We start from the raw sequence: 17085 nt of genomic DNA on the forward strand, positions 1-17085 counted from the left end.
GGATTTCTCGCCCATGACCCGAATGTTTCGCCGGTGTTACGCGGACATAGGCTTTCCGCGTGGTCGACCGCAAGGACATCGGTTCGTGGCTCCAGGGGCCGGGTTCGCGCTCAGGCGCGCCCGCGGCATACCCCGGTGAGCGTCTGGGTATGCCGCGCGAAGGCGCCGGTTCGATGGGCCGGTTCGGGCGCCGCCTGGTGGGCGTCGTCATCGACTGGACCGCCTGCCAGCTGATCGCGGCGGCGCTGTTCCACGTGCCGCTGCCGTTCAGGGGAGTGGCCTCGGGGACCGACACCCTCATCCTGCTGGCGATCTTCGCCCTGGAGAACCTCCTCCTGCTCAGCACGACCGGCTACACCCTCGGCCACCGCATCGTCGGCCTGCGCGTGATGTCCCTCGACGGTCGCACGCCCAGGCCCACCCAGGTGCTGGTGCGCACTGTGCTGCTGTGCATGTTCCTGCCCGCGATGTTCTGGGACAAGGACGGTCGCGGCCTGCACGACAAGGCGGCTGGCACCCTCCTCGTGCGCAGCTGACCGACTGGCAGGCTCAGCCGGGCGGTCGGTCAGCGCCGGCTGATGACGTCGCGGATCCGCCCCGTCGCCTCGGCGAGGATGTCGATGATCTCGCGGCTCTGGTCGCTCGTGAGCCCGTGCCGTTTCCACGCGCCTCGCGCCTCGGACCGCAGCTCGGCAACGGCCTCCTCGAGATCGCGGATCGCCTTGGGGTCGCTGCCCTTCCAGCCTTGCCACGGCTCCGGGCCACCGACCGGTGTCGCCGTGCGGCGGGCCTCCTGCGCCGCGGCCCTGAGCTCGGCGCGCAGGTCCTTGGTCTGGCCACGGACGCGCGAGCGCACCTGCTCGGCGAGCTCGCGCACCGACAGGTCGAGATCGGACTCGAGGCTGGACAGGTCGTCCTGGCGTGCCCGGACCTCCTCACGGCCGGCCTCGGTGATCCGGTAGATCGCCTTGCGCCCCTCGTCGGACCGCTGCACAAGGCCCTCCTCCTCGAGCTTGGCCAGCCGCGGGTAGACGGTGCCGGCACTGGGGGAGTACAGCCCGTTGAAACGGTGCTCGAGGTCCTGGATCACCTCGTACCCGTGCCGGGGACCCTCGTTGAGCAGGGCCAGCAGGTACAGGCGGAGCTGGCCGTGCGCGAAGACGGGGCTCATGCGGACGCCTCGTCCGAGGGCGCTGCCGGGCTCGCCTTGAGGACCACGACGTTGCCGGAGACGGCGTTGGCCCTGAGGCGCAGGCTGCCGTCGCCGTCGGTGAGCCGGTTGCCGGGTTGGCGTGAGTGCTTGTGGATGGTGTGGCCGTCGATGACGACCTGGCCCGATGCGGTGTTGGCCGTGACGTCGTAGCCACCGTGCGGCGCACGGACGGTCACGTCCCCGGAGACCGAGTTGGACTTGATCGTGGCAGCGCCGTTGACCAGGTCGAGGGCCACGTCGCCGCTGACCGTGCTGATGCTGACCTCGGGCACGTCGCTGTGCTGGGCGGTCACTGCACCGGACACGGAGTGCACCTTGAGCGGGCCGCGCACGTTGCCGCACTCGACCTCGCCGCTCACGGTGTTGACGTCGACGGGGCCGACGATGTCGTCGATCGTGATCGAGCCGGAGACGGTGTTGGCCCTGGCGCCCGCCCGCATGCCGGCGAGCAGCCCGCTGGCGCTGACCGTGCTCACGGAGGTCTCGGCGTCCTCGGGGATCGAGATGCTGATCGCGACCCGGTTGCGCTCGAGGCCGTCGAAGGCCTGACGCACCCGCTCCAGGATCCGGGTGGAGTCCACGCCGTGGGTGATCTTGAGCTTCGTGCCGTCCCAGGTGACCTTCACCGGCATGCCCTCGACCTTGGCGATCTCGACCCGCGCCGTGGGGGAGTCGGCGTGGGTCACGACGTCGACCCTGCCGCCGACGATCGCGACGCTGAGCCGACGGACCCGCTCGCCGTCGCCGCCGATGTCGAGCACCCTGGCGGTGTCGATCGACCATTCCTCGCTCATGGGATGTCCTTTCGTTGAGGGGTCATCTCGCGCTATATCGCGTTGTTGAGACTCACGTTATATCGCGTATGCCGCGAGGGCAAGTCCCAGTGCAGGGTGATCCTTCGGGCCCTCATCACGCCTGAGACAATCCCTTCCGTGACGAGCCACCGCATCGCCCTGTGCACCTGGTCCGACCCGTCCTACGTCGACCCGGAGCCACCGCAGATCGCTGAGGCGTTGCACGCCCTGGGTGTTGCCGCCGAGGTGGTCGTGTGGCACGACGAGGCTGACTGGGCATCCTTCGACCTCGTGGTGATCCGTTCGACGTGGGACTACTTCGACCGCCTCGACGCGTTCCTCGAGTGGGCCGACCGGGTTGACTCGGTCTCGCGAATCATCAACAGCCCCAACATCATTCGCTGGAACTCGCACAAGGGCTACCTCTCGGAGCTGGGCGAGGCCGGCATACCCGTGCTGCCCAGCCTCCCCCTCGCGAAGGGGGCCGCCCACCCGGTCGACCGGATGCTCGCCACCGGCTGGGCCGACGTCGTGATCAAGCCGGCGGTCGACGGCGGCGCAAGGGGCGCCCTCAAGGCGCCGGCCGGCTCGGCCGAGGCGGGCGCACACCTGGGGGCGCTGGTCGCCGCCGGCGACACGATCGTCCAGCCGTTCGCCCCGAGCGTCGAGCTGGGGGAGACGTCACTGTTCTTCTTCGGCGGCGAGTTCTCCCATGCCGTGCGCAAGGTGCCCAAGGCGGGCGACTACCGCGTGCAGGCGCTGCACGGTGGCTCCGAGGAGGTGCACGAGCCGACCCCGGCGGAGCTCGACGTCGCGGCCCGGGCGATGGCCCTGGCCCCGGACGAGCTGGTCTACGCGCGCGTCGACCTCATCGACGTGGACGGTCAGCCGACGCTGATGGAGCTCGAGCTGATCGAACCCGACCTGTTCCTGCGCCTCGCGCCCGGCTCGGTCGCCCGCTTCGCCGCCGCGGTGGCCGCCCAGCTCGACTGAGAGCAGATACTCAGCGGCCGCGCATGGCCTTGCGGTCGACGCGGGCGCGCATCGGGTCCATGCCGGCGGGGATCGGCGGGCGCAGGCCACCGAGGGACTTGAGGCGCTTGTTGACGGCCGACACCTCCTCCTTGGTGAGGACGGGCTTCATCCGGGTGAGCTTGCCGGTGAGCTTGCGGATCGACACCTCGTCGGCGCCGTCACCGACGACGATCGCGGTCACGGGAACGCCGGGTGCGACGCGCTCGACCTTCTTGCGCTCCTGCGTGAGCAGCTTGGTGCGACGGGCATCGGGGCCCTCGCCGATGAGCACGATGCCGGGGCGACCCAGAGCCCGGTAGACGAACGCCGCACCCGCGACGTCCTCGGGTCGAGTGCCACGTGCACCGTCGACGGCGACCGGCTGCTGGTCGAAGTACCAGCCGCGCCGCAGCGAGCCCAGAGCGGCCCCAGCGGCTCCGGGCTGGCCCTCGAGGGAGCGGTAGGCCGCGCGCTCGGCCATCCGGGACAACACGAGGGTGGCCGCGAGCAGAGCCAGCGGGAAGGAGAGGACGAGGGCGTACTTCCAGTGGCCGACGAGCACGCCGATGCCCGCGCCGACGGCGAGGACGGCCAGGAACGCGAGCAGCATCCACCACGGGATCGTGGGGTCGGCCTTGCGCGATGCCGTGAAGACCTGGCGGACCTGGGCGAACCGGCCCGGCTTCTTGGGCGTGTCCGACTGCTGCTTTTCCTTGCGGGCCATGAGGGTCAGGATACGGGTGTCAGGCGGGGGCGCCCAACACGCCCGGCTGGCGTGCGGCGAGGAGGGAAGAGGCCTCCTGGCGGGCGGGGTCACCGGCGGCCTCGGCGAGGTGCTGGAGGTGCTCGGGGATCTCGCGACCCCACTTCTTCATGGCCGTCGCCCAGAGGCGTCCGGCGCGGTAGGAGGAGCGCACCAGGGGGCCGGCCATGACGCCCTTGAAGCCCATCTCCTGGGCGACGTCGCTCCAGTGCACGAACTCCTCGGGCTTGACCCACCGGTCGATCGGGTGGTGCAGCTTGGAGGGGCGCAGGTACTGCGTGATGGTGAGGATGTCGCAGCCCGCGTCGTGCAGGTCGGCGATCGCCTGCTCCACCTCGTGGTCCTGCTCACCCATGCCGAGGATGAGGTTGGACTTGGTGACGAGCTCGGCGTCGCGGGCCATGGACAGCACCTTGAGCGACTTCTCGTACGTGAAGGCGGGCCGGATCTGCTTGAAGATGCGCGGCACGGTCTCGAGGTTGTGGGCGAAGACCTCGGGACGCGCGTCGAACAGCTGGCCCACGAGCTCGGGCTTGGCGCCGAAGTCGGGGGGCAGGATCTCCACACCGGTGTTGGGGTTCTTGGCGTGGATCTGGCGGATCGTCTCGGCGTAGAGCCAGGCGGCGCCGTCGGGCTGGTCGTCGCGCGCGACGCCGGTCACGGTCGAGTAGCGCAGTCCCATCTGGGCCACCGACTCCGCGACCCGCCGGGGCTCGTCGCGGTCGAGTGACTCGGGCCGGCCGGTGGCGATGTCGCAGAAGTCGCAGCGGCGGGTGCAGACGTCACCGCCGATGAGGAAGGTCGCCTCGCGGTCCTCCCAGCACTCGAAGATGTTGGGGCACCCGGCTTCCTGGCAGACCGTGTGCAGACCCTCGGTCTTCACCATCGAGTGGAGCTTGGTGTACTCCGGGCCCATCTTCGCGGTCGTGCGGATCCACTCGGGCTTGCGCTCGATCGGCGTCTCGGCGTTGCGCGCCTCGACGCGCAGCAGTCGGCGGCCCTCGGGTGCGATGGTCACGAAGACTCCCTTGCCCTCTCGGTGGTGCACGTGCCCTGTGCAGCGACCCGGTCGGGTCGTCCGGTATGCCGTGGGGCACGGGTGCGCCCGGAGGTCACCGGGCGTCCCTCAAGGGTACGCCTGCCCTCGGAGGACTATTCCCGCGCCTCACCTCCGGGAGGGGTGGCGGGTCAGGCCGAGACCTTGCGACTGTGGAACAGCGCCCGGGTGAGCAGGTCCACGGTCGGCCCGACCAGGATCGAGACCAGCAGGGTGCCCGGCCCGACGGCCGCTCCCAGGGACCAGCCGCCCACCGCGCTGACCGCCTGCAGCACGGTGTAGCTCCACTTGAAGGGCAGTGGCGGGTCGAACGAGATCGCAGCCGCCTCCGCCGGGCCGGCACCGGTGTGCGACGCGAGGTAGCCGGCCACCCCCAGCGACAGCAGGGCGAACGCCGCCGCCAGCTCCACGAACCGGGGTCCCAGCGTCGTCGGGGTCGGTAGGACAGGGAGCAGCACGTTGACGGTGGCCCCGACGACGACCATCTGCACGACCGTGCCCACTCCCGGTCGGGTGCCCCGGCTCCAGGCCACCCCGATGAGCAGGATCCCCGCCCCGACGTTGACGACGACGAATGGCAGCCCGGAGGCCTTCGTGAGGCCCGAGATCAGGGTCGAGTAGCCGTCCGAGCCGAGGGCCGCGTCGAGGAGACAGGCCACTCCCGCGCCCAGGACCACGCACGAGAGCACCAGCTGCACCAGGCGTCGTGACAGGGCGGCGGGCGTGGAGCCCTCGGGGGCGACCGACGTGTCCGCGGTGGTCGGGTGCCGGTCGGCGGCCCTCACGCGCCCGAGGCGAGGACGTCGAAGAGGTGCTTCTCGGCATACGGGAGGACGTCCTGGACGGTGACCACGCGCCCGGCTTCGCGGCTGATCGAGCTCACCCCGGCGTCGTCGATCCCGCAGGCGACGATGTTGTCGGCCCAGGCAAGGTCCGCGTCGCAGTTGAGGGCGAAGCCGTGCATGGTGACCTGTCGGCTCACCCGCACGCCGATCGCGCCGAGCTTGCGGTCCGGACGACCACCAGGGGCGTCGTCGGCCAGGGCCCAGACGCCACTGCGACCCTCCACCCGCGTCACGTCCACGCCGAAGTCGCGGCAGGTGCGGATCATGACCTCCTCGAGGCGGCGCACGTGGGCCACGACGTCGATCGGGACACCGTGCAACCGGACGATCGGATAGCCGACCAGCTGACCGGGCCCGTGCCAGGTGATCAGCCCGCCCCGGTCGACGTCGATGACAGGGGTGCCGTCGAAGGGCCGTTGGTGTGCCTCGGTGCGCTTGCCCGCGGTGTAGACCGCGGCGTGCTCAAGCAGTAGCACCGTGTCCTCCGCACCCTCGACGACCGCGGCGTGCACCTCACGCTGGTGGGCCCAGGCAGCCTCGTAGTCGACGAAGTCGGGGGCGAAGCCCACGTGCTCGAAACGCATGCGGGTCAGCCTACGCCCGAGGGAGACGGCGGGTTTCCAGACGCTCCTCGACGGCACCCGCGGCGCTACCAGCGTCGCGACTGACGATGAACGCAGCCTTTCCGTCCCGCTCGGTGACGGCCTCGACGAGCTCGGTGCGGTGGTAGACCAGCCCGACCCCGTCGTCCGTGCAGTGCGTCGTCGGCAGCGTGCCGTCAGCCACGAGGCGGTGCACGAGGGGGCGCCGGCGTTCCTCGGAGTCGTAGTGCACGCCGTTGCCGTACGGCAGGAAGCCCAGGCCGTCGGTCACCGCGCGGAGCTCGGGGCCGAACGAGTCGGTCGTGCCCCCGGCATACCAGCAGATCGAGCCGGCGGAGACGCCGGCGAGGACCACTCCCGCCTCCCAGACCCGTCGGAAGACAGCGTCCAGCTCGTGCACCCGCCAGACCGCGAGGAGGTTGGCGACCGACCCGCCGTTGACCCAGACGACGTCCTGGGACAGGAGGTGGCCCTCCACGTCGTCGAGGTTCGGCATGGGGAACAGGTGCAGGTTCGTGACGGCGAACCCGGCCGCCCGTCCCGCCTCGTCGACCTCGGCGGCGAAGCTCCGCTGGTCCCCGCTAGCCGTGCCGAGCACGGTGACCTCGGGGGTGCCCTCGGCGCCGGAGAGCGCGACCGCGTGGTGCACCAGGGCGTCGAACTCGAAACGGCTGCGCTGGGCCATGCGGTAGCCACCCGAGGTGGCGAGGATGGTCGGCTGGTCTGCAGGCATGCCCCGACTCTAGGAGGGGCCTGTGGACAACTCGCAGGCTGGTGTCGCTGGACTGGGCATAGTGGCGCGATGAGTACCGAGAGCGCTGCGACGCGGCCAGACGTGCCCGGCTACCTACTGGGCGAGCTCTTGGGGCGCGGGGGATCCGGCACCGTGTGGGCCGCGACGCGGGACAGTGACGGGGCGGCTGTGGCCGTCAAGGTGGTGCCGGTCGGCCAGTCCGACCAGGCCGACTCGCTGGCCCGCGAGCTGGCCGTGCTGGCCAGGGTCGACGTCGAAGGGCTGGTCGCGTTCCACGAGGCGGTCGGGTTGCCGGGTGAGCCTGCCGCGGTCGCGTTGGTGCTCGACCGGGTGCGCGGTGGTTCCCTGGAGGGCCTCGTCCGGGCGCGCGGCCACCTGAGCGTGGGGGAGTCGGTGACGATGCTCGCTCCGGTCGCCCGGGCCCTGGCGGGCCTGCACGGGCTGGGCGTCGTCCACGGCGACGTCACCCCGGCCAACGTCCTGGTCGAACGCACGGGGCGACCGCTGCTGGCCGACCTCGGGGTCGCCTCGTTGGTGGGCGAGCTGCCCGGGGAGCTCTGGGGCACCGAGGGCTTCGTCGCGCCCGAGGTCCTCGATCGCGGCGTGGTCACCGCCGCCTCCGACGTGTATGCCGTGGGTGCGCTCGCCTGGTGGTGTGTCACCGGCTCGCCGCCGGCACCGGTGGCCCTGCGTCGACCCCTCGAGGAGCTTGCGCCCGGTCTGCCGCCCGCGTGGTCCGAGATCACGTTGCGTGCACTGCACAGCGACCCACACGCCCGCCCCACCGCTGCTGAGCTGGCCCTGACCTACTACGACTCGGCCCCGTGCGAGCCGCTCCGACTCGTGGTGGGCAGCGACGAGACGTCACTGCTGACCCAGCGCCTGCGGCAGTCCGGGGCGGCAACTCCGGTCGATGGCGCGGAGCGGCGCTCTCGTGAGCCGAGTCGGGCTCCTGCGCTCTGCACCCTGCTGGTGCTGGCTGTCGGACTCGGCTGCGGCGGACTGATGGCCGGCGGCCGCCTCGCCACGCCCGACTGGGTCCACCGGTCGCGGGACGCGGCCGCCCCCTCGAGCGCCTCGCGCGACGGGCTGCTGCCCGTCTCCGCTCCTGGCCCGACGGGTGCGCCGACGCAGGCGGGAGGGGGCGGCGTCTCCCGCGCTCGGCGGGACCTCGCGGCGGACCCGACCGCCCCGCAGACCGATCCACGCGGACTGATGTCCGCACTGGCCGGGTTGCGGGCCGAGGTGACGATGTCGAGGTCGGCCGCGGCACTCGCCCGCCTGGACGTCCCCGGCTCCGCCGCCATGGCCCAGGACACCGCGCTGCTGCGGGACCTCGACACCTCGGGCCAGTCCTGGGAGGGCGTGGCGCTGACAGTGACGTCGGCCCGCACCGTGAGGCACACCGCGACCACGGCTGCGGTCGACGCGGTGGTGGGGACGGCGGCATACCGGGTCGTCGACACCGCGGGTCGGGCCCAGACACGCCCGGCGGTCGCGGGCGAGGAGCTGCGCTACCAGCTGAGGTGGACGTCCGGACGGTGGCTGGTGGACAGCATCACGGGCGACACCCTCTAGGGCCGTTGGGACAACACCCAACGTAAGGCGGACTCGACCGTCGGGTCCTGGTGGACGAAGCCGGACTCGGTGAGCCTCGCGGGAACGGCGCGCTTGCTGGTGAGCACCTCGTCGGAGAAGCCGCCGAGCACCAGCTTGATCCCGAAGGCCGGGGCCGGCAGCAGGGCGGGCCGGTGGATCTGGCGGCCCAGCTCCCTCGCGATGTCGAGCTGGTGGTCAGGGTGTGGTCCGACGAGGTTGACCGGCCCCTCGATCTCGGAGCGGTCGACGAGGTGGGCCAGGCCGCCCACGGTGTCGCGCAACGAGATCCACGGCCACCACTGACGCCCGTTGCCCAGGGGGCCGTTGATGCCGAGCCTGGCCAGCGGCAGCATGCGCGAGAGTGCACCGCCATCTGGCGCGAACACCAGGCCGGTGCGGGTCGTGGCCACCGACAGACCGGCCGCACGGGCCGGCTCCGCTGCCGCCTCCCACGCCCGGACCACCTCGCTGAGAAAGCCTTCGCCGGGAGCGGACTCCTCGGTCAGGACCTCGTCCCCGCGGTCGCCGTAGAAGCCCACGGCCGCGCCGCTGACCAGGCGGACTCGCTGACCCTGCGCGGCCAGGGTCGCGAGGGTGGTGGCGATGGTGGTGGTGCCATCCACGCGGGAGGCCAGGATCTCCTGCTGGTAGGCGGGGGTCCACCGCCTGTCCCCGACACCCGCGCCCGCGAGGTGGACCACGGCCGTCACGCCGCGCAGGGCAGACGGGTCGAGGCGACGGTTGGCCGGGTCCCACTGGACCTCGTCCGGCGCGGAGGGAGCCCGCCGCACCAGGTGGACGACCTCGTCGCCGCGCCCCCGCAGGAACGCCGACAGCGCGCTGCCGATCAGTCCGGAGGCACCGGTGATGGCAACACGCTGCGGCATCTGCTGAACCTGCTCGACCGACTCCGCTACAGACCGAGGTCGGACTCGAAGTTGCCGTCCTCGAGACGCGACTTCATCGTCGTGAGGAAGCGGGCGGCATCGGCACCATCGACGACGCGGTGGTCGTACGACAGCGCGAGGTAGACCATCGAGCGGATCGAGATCGTCTCGCCGCCGTCACCGTCGGACACGACGACCGGGCGCTTGACGACCGCACCCGTGCCGAGGATGGCGACGTTGGGCTGGTTGATGATCGGGGTGTCGAAGAGCGCTCCGCGACTGCCGGTGTTGGTCAGCGTGAAGGTGCCGCCGCCGAGCTCGTCCGGGCCGATCTTGTTGGTGCGGGTGCGCTCCGCGAGGTCGGCGATCTTGCGGGCCAGCCCGGCGATGTTGAGGTCACCGGCGTCCTTGATGACCGGCACGAGCAGGCCGCGCTCGGTGTCGACCGCGACGCCCAGGTTCTCGGTGCCGTGGTAGGTGACCTCGGTGCCCTCGACGCTGGAGTTGACCGCCGGGTGGGCCTTGAGGGCCTCGACGGCCGCGAGCGCGAAGAACGGCAGGAAGCTGAGCTTGGTGCCCTCACGCTGCTCGAACTCGGTCTTGGCCTTGGTCCGGAGTCGGGCGATCTTGGTGACGTCGACCTCGACCACGGTGGTCAGCTGGGCCGACACCTGCAGCGACTCGACCATCCGCTTGGCGATGGTCTGCCGCAGCCGCGACATCTTCTCGGTCGTGCCCCGCTTGGGCGAGACCGAGGCGGCCCCACTGGATGCAGCCGGTGCGGACGTGGCTGCTGCGGCCGGCGCCGGGGTGGAGGCTGCAGCAGGGGCGGGCGCGGCAGCGGCCTCTTCGGCGGCCTTGGCCGCGTCGAGGACGTCCTGCTTGCGGATCCGTCCGCCGACGCCGGTGCCCTTGAGAGAGCCGAGGTCGACGTTGTTCTCCGATGCGAGCTTGCGCACCAACGGAGTGACGTAGGCCGAGGCATCAGTGTCGTCGGATCCCGAGGCAGCAGGTGCCGGCGCCGGCGCCGGTGCGGCGGCGGGGGCGGGGGCGGCCGGGGCCGCGGCGGGAGCCGGGGCTTCCTGGGCGGCGGGGGCCTCCTGGGCGGGGGCTTCCTGCTCCGGGGCCTCCTGCTCCGGGGCCTCCTGGGCGGGGGCTTCCTGGGCGGCGGGCGCCTCCTGGGCGGGGGCTTCCTGGGCAGGAGCCGAGCTGCCACCAGAGCCGCCGATGATGGCCAGGTCGCCACCCACGGGGACGGTGTCGTCCTCCTGGACGAGGATCTTGGTCAGCGTGCCTGCGACCGGCGAGGGGATCTCCGTGTCGACCTTGTCGGTCGAGACCTCGAGCAGCGGCTCGTCGACGTCGACACTGTCGCCCTCGGCCTTGAGCCACCTGGTGACAGTTCCCTCGGTGACGGACTCACCGAGCGCCGGCATCTTCACGGTCTCGCCACCGGAGGCCCCGCCCTGGCTGCTGTCGCCCTGGCTGCCTTCACCGGACTGCTCGGGCTCCGAGGTCGAGGCCTGCGGGGCCTGCTCGGTCGACGGAGCCTCGGCCGGCGGCTCGTCCGACCCGGCGGAGGCCTGCTCCTGCGAGGGCTGTTCCCCAGCGTCCTGTTGCTGCTCCCCGGAGTCCTGCTGCTGGTCCTGCTGCTGGTCCTGCTGCTGGTCCTGCTGCTGGTCCTGGTCGCCGCCACCGGAACCCTCTGAGCCGTCGCCGATGACGGCGAGGTCGGCACCCACCGGGACGGTGTCGTCCTCCTGGGCGAGGATCTCCTGCAGGACGCCAGCCACGGGCGACGGGATCTCGGTGTCGACCTTGTCGGTCGAMACCTCGAGCAGTGGCTCGTCAACCGCCACCGTGTCGCCGACATTCTTCAGCCAGCGCGTCACGGTGCCTTCGGTGACGGACTCACCCAGGGCTGGCATGGTCACGCGTTCAGACATCTGCTCGTTCTCCTATTAGTTGTGCGCGTGGAGCGGCTTGCCGGCCAGAGCCAGGTGGGCCTCGCCGAGCGCCTCGTTCTGGGTGGGGTGGGCGTGGATCAGGGAGGCGACGTCGGAGGGCAGGGCTTCCCAGTTGTAGATCAGCTGCGCCTCGCCGATCTGCTCACCCATGCGGGCGCCGATCATGTGCACGCCGACCACCGGGCCGTCCTTCTCACGGACCAGCTTGACGAAGCCCTGGGTCTGGAGGATCTGGGACTTGCCGTTGCCACCGAGGTTGTACTCGTAGGTCTCGATGTCGGCGTACTTCTCGCCGGCCTGTGCCTCGGTGAGCCCGACCGAGGCGATCTCGGGGTCGCAGTAGGTGACCCGCGGGATCCCGAGCTCGTCGATCACTGCCGGTGACAGCCCGGCGATCTCCTCGGCGACGAAGATGCCCTGGGCGAACCCGCGGTGCGCCAGCTGGAGGCCGGGCACGATGTCACCCACGGCATACACACCCTCGACTCCGGTGCGCAGCCGCTCGTCGGTGGTCACGAAGCCGCGGTCCAGGGTCACGCCGGCCTCGGCGTAACCGAGCCCCTCGGTGACTGGTCCGCGGCCGACGGCCACCAGCAGGAGGTCGGCCTCGATGGCGCTGCCGTCCTCGAGCGACACCGACACGGTGTCACCGGACTGGGTCGCCCCGGCGAACTTCACTCCGGTCCGGAACGCGATCTTGCGCTTGCGGAACGACCGCTCGAGCGTCTTGGAGATGGCTTCGTCCTCAGCGGCGACGAGTCGGGGCAGGGCCTCGACGATGGTCACCTCGGAGCCGAACGACTTGAACACGGACGCGAACTCGACGCCGATGACGCCGCCGCCGAGGACCACGACCCGCGGGGGGACGAAGTCGAGGGTCAGCGCCTGCTCGCTGGTCATGATGCGGCCGCCGATCTCCAGCCCCGGCAGGGACTTGGCGTAGGAGCCGGTGGCGAGCACGACGTTGCGACCGCGGACCTGGCGGCCGTCGACCTCGACGGTGGAGCGGTCGACCAGGCGACCGACGCCCTCGACCAGCTCGATCTTGTGTGCCTTGGCCAGGCCCTGCAGGCCCTTGTAGAGACGGGCGATGACACCGTCCTTGTAGGCGTTGACGCCCGACATGTCGACCGACTCGAAGGTCGACTTCACCCCGAAGTGCTCGCCCTCGCGGGCGGTGTCGGCGACCTCGGCGGCGTGCAGCAGCGCCTTGGTCGGGATGCAGCCGACGTGCAGGCAGGTGCCGCCCAGCTTGCCCTTCTCCACGAGAGCGACCCGCAGCCCGAGCTCGGCCGCCCGGAACGCGCAGGCGTAGCCGCCACTTCCGCCTCCGAGGATCACCACGTCGTACGTGGTCTCGTCGATGGCCTCGGCGTCAGCCGGCATGTTCGCTCCCTTGCGTCGTGTGCGTCGGATTGTCGCGTCGCTCACGGGTCGCGGTCAGGTCGTGGCCGGTCCGGGATCGACACAGAGCATCTTGTCACTGATTGCACACCGAGGCGCAAGCAGGTCGACCGATGGTCCGCAGGTCAGGGGGCTGCGGCGGTCCAGTGCCCCGAATGGCGTCGGATCGAAGGACCGCTCCCCGTATCGTTGGCACCATGGCGTGGTGGAAGCGGAGCGGCAAGCGCTCGGACCGGGGACCCTCCGACGGGCCCAACATGGCCGTGGACCAGCAGGCCGTGCGCAAGCACCTGACCGAGTTCGCCACGAGCCGCCGGGGTGTCGAGGCCTATGTCGAGCCGCCGACCAACGTCACTGCCACCACGGTGATCCTGATCGCCTACGACGGCGAGTGGACCCGTCGGGCAGCGGGGTCCCGCGACGCGGCTTTCGCCCTCGCCCGCAGCCTCGAGGTGCCCGTCTACGACGTGCTGCAGACCGGCTACCCCAACAGGATGCGCGAGTGGAACTCGCGCCAGCGCAAGAAGCAGTGACCGTATGCCGCGTGGCTGGCAGAGTGGGCACAGACCTGCGGGCCGGGAACCGGCCCGTTCAGCACCGAGAAGCAGGAGGCACCATGGCCAAGTCCGGTGACGCAAGGAAGTCTGGGGAACAGAAGCCCGGGGGGCAGGGACCGAGCGAGGAGATGAAGCGCAAGTTCCGCGAGGCCCTCGACAAGAAGCAGTCGCACGCAGGTCGCGACGTGTCGGACGACACCGAGCACGGCAAGGTCGACCACGCGCAGGCGGCGGCGACGACGGCTACGCAGCAGATGTTCCGCCGCAAGAGCGGCGGTTGACCGCGCCAGGCTCCCGACGCCAGCAGCGCAGTGAACGCCGGAGGGGCCCGTCCGATGTGGACGGGCCCCTCCGGCGTTCCAGCATTTGCTGTCAGCCGGCGTAGTCCTCGACCAGCCGCAGGAGGGTGCCGACGCCGTAGCCGGTGGCGCCCTTCGGGGTGTAGCCCCACGGCGAGCCCTCGTTGTACGACGGTCCGGCGATGTCGACGTGCGCCCAGGGCGTGCCCTTGGTGACGAACTCCTGGAGGAAGAGACCGGCAGTGAGCATCCCGCCCCACCGTTCGCCCTTGTGGGCGAGGTCCGCCACGCCCGAGTCGAGCTGGCTGCGCAGGTCGGCGGGCAGGGGCATCGCCCAGGCCGCCTCGCCAGCGGCCGCAGCTGCCCCGCCGACCCGGTCGCGGAAGGAATCGTCGTTGGCCATGATTCCGGCGACCCGGCCACCGAGGGCGACCATCTGGGCGCCGGTGAGGGTCGCGATGTCGACGATGGCGTCCGGCTTGGCCTCGCCGGCCAGGCAGATGCCGTCACCCAGGACCATCCGTCCCTCGGCGTCGGTGTCGAGGATCTCGACAGTGGTGCCGTTGCGCATCGTCACGACGTCGCTGGGGCGCTGAGCGGTGCCGCTCGGCATGTTCTCCGCGAGGCAGAGGTAGCCGGTGACCTTGACCGGCAGGCCGAGCTCGGCCGCGGCCAGGACGGTTGCCGCGACGGCCGCGGCTCCGGCCATGTCGGACTTCATCGTGAGCATCCCCGTGGCGGGCTTGAGGTTGAGGCCGCCGGAGTCGAACGTGATGCCCTTGCCGACGAGCGCCACCGAGGCTGTGGCCTTCGGGGGGTTCCACGTCAGGGTGACCATCCTCGGCGGGTTGACCGAGCCCTGGCCGACGCCGACGATGCCGCCGAAGCCGCCCTTCTCGAGCGCCTTCTCGTCGAGCACCTTGATGGTGACCTTGGCGGTCGCCGCGGCGTTGCGTGCCTTGACGGAGTCTGCGAACGACTGGGGGAAGAGCTGGTTCGGGGGAGTGTTGACCAGGTCTCGGGCGTAGGCCTTGGCATCGGCCAGGATGCCCGCTCGGGTGGCAGCGGCCTTGACCGCCTTGACGCGCGCGTCGGACGTGGCGACGGTGACCGTGGTGATGCCCTTGGTGGGCTTGGCAGCGGGGCCCCGCACGCCGGCATACCGGTAGGCGCCGAGCGCAGCGCCCTCGGCCACGGCGGCGACGGACTCCGCGCCGGTGGTCGGCAGCGCGACGACGACCTTGGCCGCGTTCTTGAGCGACCTCGATGCGGCCCCGGCAGCGCGCCGCAGCACCTCGTGGTCGAACGAGGCCGTGCGGGCGGTGCCCTTGCCCAAGCCGGTGAGGACCACGCGCGGTGCGGCGACGCCCGGCACCGCGGCGATCGTGAGCACCTCGTCGGCGGCACCCGTGGCGTGCAACGCCGCGAGCTGCGCCGCGACATGGGTGGCGGCGACGCGCGGCAGACCGTGGCCTGCGGCCAGGGCGGCCTTGCCGTCGGAGTCGACCGTGGCAAGGACGAGGGCGTCGGCCTTGAGGTCGTGGGCGGGGCGGTCGGAGACGTTGACGGTCGTCACGTACTCATCCTTCGTATCGGGGCTGGTGGCACCTGCTGCTGCGCAGGATAGCCGTGCCGTGTGAGGTGCAGGTGGAGGGCGGTAGCGTTCGGAGCATGAGCGACGGAGCCCTGAAGACCTCACCCCTGCACGACCGGCACGTGGCCCTCGGGGCCAAGATGGCCGACTTCGGCGGCTGGGAGATGCCCATCGAGTACCCCGGTGGCGGGGTCGTCCGCGAGCACTCGGCGGTGCGCACCTCGGTCGGCATCTTCGACGTCTCCCACCTCGGCAAGGCTCGCGTCTCCGGGCCCGGGGCCAAGGAGTTCGTGAACTCCTGCCTGGCCAACGACCTCGACCGCATCCACGAGGGCAAGGCGCAGTACACCTTGTGCTGCAACGACTCCGGCGGGGTCGTTGACGACCTGATCGCCTACCTGCGCAGTGACGACGACGTCTTCCTCATCCCGAACGCGGCCAACACCGGCGCAGTGGTCGAGCTGCTGGCGGCGGCCGCCCCCGAGGGTCTGACGGTGGAGAACCTGCACGAGGGCTACGGCGTCATCGCCGTCCAGGGCACCAAGAGCGACGAGGTGCTCGCGGCGCTCGGCCTCCCCACGGGGCACGAGTACATGTCCTTCGTCGAGACCGACTGGAACGGCCATCCGGTCATCGTCTGCCGCACCGGCTACACCGGTGAGCGCGGCTACGAGCTGGTGCCGGCGTGGGAGGTCTCCGCCCAGCTGTGGGACGCCCTCATCGAGGCGGCGGCGCCGTACGATGGGCTGCCCTGCGGCCTGGGGGCGCGGGACACCTTGCGCACCGAGATGGGGTATGCCTTGCACGGCAACGAGCTGTCCCCGTCGATCACGCCGGTCCAGGCACGCGTCGGCTGGGCGGTCGGCTGGAAGAAGGAGGCGTTCTGGGGTCGTGAGGCACTCGTCGCCGAGAAGGCTGCCGGCCCCGCGCGGGTGGCCTGGGGCCTGCTCGCGACCGGCCGCGGCATACCTCGGGCGCACTGCGAGGTGAAGGTCAACGGTGAGGTCGTCGGCGAGGTGACCTCGGGGACGTTCAGCCCGACGCTGAAGAACGGCATCGCCCTGGCGCTGCTGGCGCCGACCGTCGCCGCAGGCGACGAGGTCGTCATCGACGTCCGTGGCCGCGAGGTGACGGCCACGGTCGTGAAGCCGCCGTTCGTGCAGGTCGACGTCCGCGAGGACTAGGCCTGCGCACGCACGGGACTCACAGGGGATCGGGTATGCCGGACAAGGACTTTCGCGGACACGTGTACTCCGCGCGGGTCGAGTGGAGCGGGTCCACCGCAGGGGGCTACCGCGCCTATCCACGGGCCCACACGGCGTGGACGCCGCCGGCGACCGAGGGGTTCGACCTGAGTGCCGACCCGCACTTTCGTGGTGACCCCGACCTGCCGAACCCCGAGCAGCTGCTCGTCCTCGCAGCCTCGTCGTGCCAGCTGCTGTCGTTCCTCGCCGTCGCTGCCCGTGGCGGCGTGGACGTCATCGGCTACGCGGACGACGCGTTGGGGGAGATGCCGCCCGACCTGGTGCCTCAGCGGATCACGCGGATCGTGCTGCGGCCGGTCGTGACAGTTGCGGCCGGGACCGATCCGGCGCTGGTGCTGCGGATGACCCACGAGGCGCACGACCAGTGCTACATCTCCAACTCGCTGACCACCGAGGTCGTCGTCGAGCCCGAGATCGTCATGGCCGGAGGCACTGCTCGCGCGCCTCGGACTGTCGGGGGTCAGGCGTAGC

At 71.2% G+C, this 17085-nt stretch carries 18 protein-coding genes; 7 read left to right on the plus strand and 11 right to left on the minus strand.

Going from position 1 to position 17085, the window contains the following annotated elements:
• Positions 1–59 precede the first annotated feature (59 nt).
• Positions 60–536: an RDD family protein gene (locus AC1DWR_RS02820; protein ID WP_477613275.1), complete on the plus strand. Its 477-nt coding sequence runs from the start codon at positions 60–62 to the stop codon at positions 534–536.
• Positions 537–565: 29 nt separating this feature from the next.
• Here AC1DWR_RS02820 and AC1DWR_RS02825 read toward each other — a convergent pair whose 3' ends face one another.
• The gene (locus AC1DWR_RS02825; protein ID WP_477623610.1) at positions 566–1171 is read right to left on the minus strand and encodes a PadR family transcriptional regulator; all 606 of its coding nucleotides are present in this window, start codon (positions 1169–1171) and stop codon (positions 566–568) included.
• Positions 1168–2007 (minus strand): DUF4097 family beta strand repeat-containing protein, encoded by an 840-nt coding sequence (locus tag AC1DWR_RS02830; RefSeq protein ID WP_477623611.1) that lies wholly within the window; start codon positions 2005–2007, stop codon positions 1168–1170. Before AC1DWR_RS02830 ends, AC1DWR_RS02825 begins: the two co-directional genes overlap by 4 nt.
• Before the next feature lie 138 nt (positions 2008–2145).
• Between AC1DWR_RS02830 and AC1DWR_RS02835 the strand changes: the two genes are divergently transcribed.
• Positions 2146–3000 (plus strand): ATP-grasp domain-containing protein, encoded by an 855-nt coding sequence (locus AC1DWR_RS02835; RefSeq protein ID WP_477623612.1) that lies wholly within the window; start codon positions 2146–2148, stop codon positions 2998–3000.
• 10 nt (positions 3001–3010) lie between these two features.
• Here the strand turns inward: AC1DWR_RS02835 and AC1DWR_RS02840 are convergent, their stop codons facing one another.
• The 5 genes from AC1DWR_RS02840 to AC1DWR_RS02860 all read right to left on the minus strand — a co-directional run bounded on the left by AC1DWR_RS02840 (position 3011) and on the right by AC1DWR_RS02860 (position 7021).
• On the minus strand, positions 3011–3745 hold the full coding sequence (locus AC1DWR_RS02840; protein WP_477613266.1) for a DUF4191 domain-containing protein: 735 nt from the start codon (positions 3743–3745) through the stop codon (positions 3011–3013).
• Between the two features lie 19 nt (positions 3746–3764).
• Positions 3765–4802, minus strand: a complete 1038-nt coding sequence (lipA, locus tag AC1DWR_RS02845) for a lipoyl synthase (RefSeq protein WP_477623613.1) — start codon at positions 4800–4802, stop codon at positions 3765–3767.
• A gap of 170 nt (positions 4803–4972) precedes the next feature.
• Positions 4973–5626 (minus strand): DUF6198 family protein, encoded by a 654-nt coding sequence (locus tag AC1DWR_RS02850; RefSeq protein WP_477613264.1) that lies wholly within the window; start codon positions 5624–5626, stop codon positions 4973–4975.
• Positions 5623–6270, minus strand: a complete 648-nt coding sequence (lipB, locus tag AC1DWR_RS02855) for a lipoyl(octanoyl) transferase LipB (RefSeq protein ID WP_477623614.1) — start codon at positions 6268–6270, stop codon at positions 5623–5625. The genes AC1DWR_RS02850 and lipB overlap by 4 nt, the downstream gene beginning before the upstream one ends.
• A 10-nt stretch (positions 6271–6280) precedes the next feature.
• Positions 6281–7021, minus strand: a complete 741-nt coding sequence (locus tag AC1DWR_RS02860; protein WP_477623615.1) for a Type 1 glutamine amidotransferase-like domain-containing protein — start codon at positions 7019–7021, stop codon at positions 6281–6283.
• Positions 7022–7090: 69 nt separating this feature from the next.
• Here AC1DWR_RS02860 and AC1DWR_RS02865 point away from each other — a divergent pair, with 69 nt between their 5' ends.
• Entirely contained in the window at positions 7091–8620 is a 1530-nt protein-coding gene (locus AC1DWR_RS02865; RefSeq protein ID WP_477623616.1) for a protein kinase domain-containing protein, read from the plus strand.
• Here the strand turns inward: AC1DWR_RS02865 and AC1DWR_RS02870 are convergent.
• Genes AC1DWR_RS02870 through lpdA form a run of 3 tightly spaced genes read right to left on the minus strand, consistent with a single transcriptional unit; the run spans position 8617 to position 12881 of the window.
• On the minus strand, positions 8617–9528 hold the full coding sequence (locus tag AC1DWR_RS02870; protein ID WP_477623617.1) for a TIGR01777 family oxidoreductase: 912 nt from the start codon (positions 9526–9528) through the stop codon (positions 8617–8619). The two genes, AC1DWR_RS02865 and AC1DWR_RS02870, sit on opposite strands and share 4 nt — an antisense overlap.
• 26 nt (positions 9529–9554) lie before the next feature.
• Positions 9555–11474 carry a 2-oxoglutarate dehydrogenase, E2 component, dihydrolipoamide succinyltransferase gene (gene sucB / locus AC1DWR_RS02875; RefSeq protein ID WP_477623618.1) on the minus strand — a complete coding sequence of 640 codons (1920 nt, stop codon included), beginning with the start codon at positions 11472–11474 and terminating at the stop codon, positions 9555–9557.
• A 15-nt stretch (positions 11475–11489) separates the two neighbouring features.
• Positions 11490–12881, minus strand: a complete 1392-nt coding sequence (gene lpdA / locus AC1DWR_RS02880; RefSeq protein WP_477623619.1) for a dihydrolipoyl dehydrogenase — start codon at positions 12879–12881, stop codon at positions 11490–11492.
• Positions 12882–13096: 215 nt separating this feature from the next.
• Between lpdA and AC1DWR_RS02885 the strand changes: the two genes are divergently transcribed.
• Complete coding sequence (locus AC1DWR_RS02885; RefSeq protein ID WP_477613258.1) at positions 13097–13432, plus strand: hypothetical protein; 336 nt, start codon at positions 13097–13099, stop codon at positions 13430–13432.
• Positions 13433–13515: 83 nt separating this feature from the next.
• Positions 13516–13737: a DUF5302 domain-containing protein gene (locus AC1DWR_RS02890; protein WP_477613257.1), complete on the plus strand. Its 222-nt coding sequence runs from the start codon at positions 13516–13518 to the stop codon at positions 13735–13737.
• Between the two features lie 91 nt (positions 13738–13828).
• Here the strand turns inward: AC1DWR_RS02890 and AC1DWR_RS02895 are convergent, their stop codons facing one another.
• Positions 13829–15331: a leucyl aminopeptidase gene (locus AC1DWR_RS02895; RefSeq protein WP_477623620.1), complete on the minus strand. Its 1503-nt coding sequence runs from the start codon at positions 15329–15331 to the stop codon at positions 13829–13831.
• Positions 15332–15426: 95 nt separating this feature from the next.
• Between AC1DWR_RS02895 and gcvT the strand changes: the two genes are divergently transcribed.
• Both gcvT and AC1DWR_RS02905 read left to right on the plus strand, forming a co-directional pair.
• Positions 15427–16533, plus strand: coding sequence for a glycine cleavage system aminomethyltransferase GcvT (gene gcvT, locus AC1DWR_RS02900; protein WP_477623621.1), 1107 nt, complete (start codon positions 15427–15429; stop codon positions 16531–16533).
• A gap of 35 nt (positions 16534–16568) precedes the next feature.
• Positions 16569–17084 carry an OsmC family protein gene (locus AC1DWR_RS02905; RefSeq protein ID WP_477623622.1) on the plus strand — a complete coding sequence of 172 codons (516 nt, stop codon included), beginning with the start codon at positions 16569–16571 and terminating at the stop codon, positions 17082–17084.
• Position 17085: the final 1 nt, after the last annotated feature.

This window comes from Pedococcus sp. P2_E2, from assembly GCF_056403955.1.

What these genes read in the sequence shown, in the direction of transcription:
- AC1DWR_RS02825 (WP_477623610.1), bottom strand. Translation starts at nt 1,171, where the DNA reads ATGAGCCCCGTCTTCGCGCACGGCCAGCTCCGCCTGTACCTGCTGGCC.
- AC1DWR_RS02830 (WP_477623611.1), bottom strand. Translation starts at nt 2,007, where the DNA reads ATGAGCGAGGAATGGTCGATCGACACCGCCAGGGTGCTCGACATCGGC.
- AC1DWR_RS02840 (WP_477613266.1), bottom strand. Translation starts at nt 3,745, where the DNA reads ATGGCCCGCAAGGAAAAGCAGCAGTCGGACACGCCCAAGAAGCCGGGC.
- lipB (WP_477623614.1), bottom strand. Translation starts at nt 6,270, where the DNA reads ATGCGTTTCGAGCACGTGGGCTTCGCCCCCGACTTCGTCGACTACGAG.
- AC1DWR_RS02860 (WP_477623615.1), bottom strand. Translation starts at nt 7,021, where the DNA reads ATGCCTGCAGACCAGCCGACCATCCTCGCCACCTCGGGTGGCTACCGC.
- AC1DWR_RS02865 (WP_477623616.1), top strand. Translation starts at nt 7,091, where the DNA reads ATGAGTACCGAGAGCGCTGCGACGCGGCCAGACGTGCCCGGCTACCTA.
- AC1DWR_RS02870 (WP_477623617.1), bottom strand. Translation starts at nt 9,528, where the DNA reads ATGCCGCAGCGTGTTGCCATCACCGGTGCCTCCGGACTGATCGGCAGC.
- lpdA (WP_477623619.1), bottom strand. Translation starts at nt 12,881, where the DNA reads ATGCCGGCTGACGCCGAGGCCATCGACGAGACCACGTACGACGTGGTG.
- AC1DWR_RS02885 (WP_477613258.1), top strand. Translation starts at nt 13,097, where the DNA reads ATGGCGTGGTGGAAGCGGAGCGGCAAGCGCTCGGACCGGGGACCCTCC.
- AC1DWR_RS02890 (WP_477613257.1), top strand. Translation starts at nt 13,516, where the DNA reads ATGGCCAAGTCCGGTGACGCAAGGAAGTCTGGGGAACAGAAGCCCGGG.
- gcvT (WP_477623621.1), top strand. Translation starts at nt 15,427, where the DNA reads ATGAGCGACGGAGCCCTGAAGACCTCACCCCTGCACGACCGGCACGTG.
- AC1DWR_RS02905 (WP_477623622.1), top strand. Translation starts at nt 16,569, where the DNA reads ATGCCGGACAAGGACTTTCGCGGACACGTGTACTCCGCGCGGGTCGAG.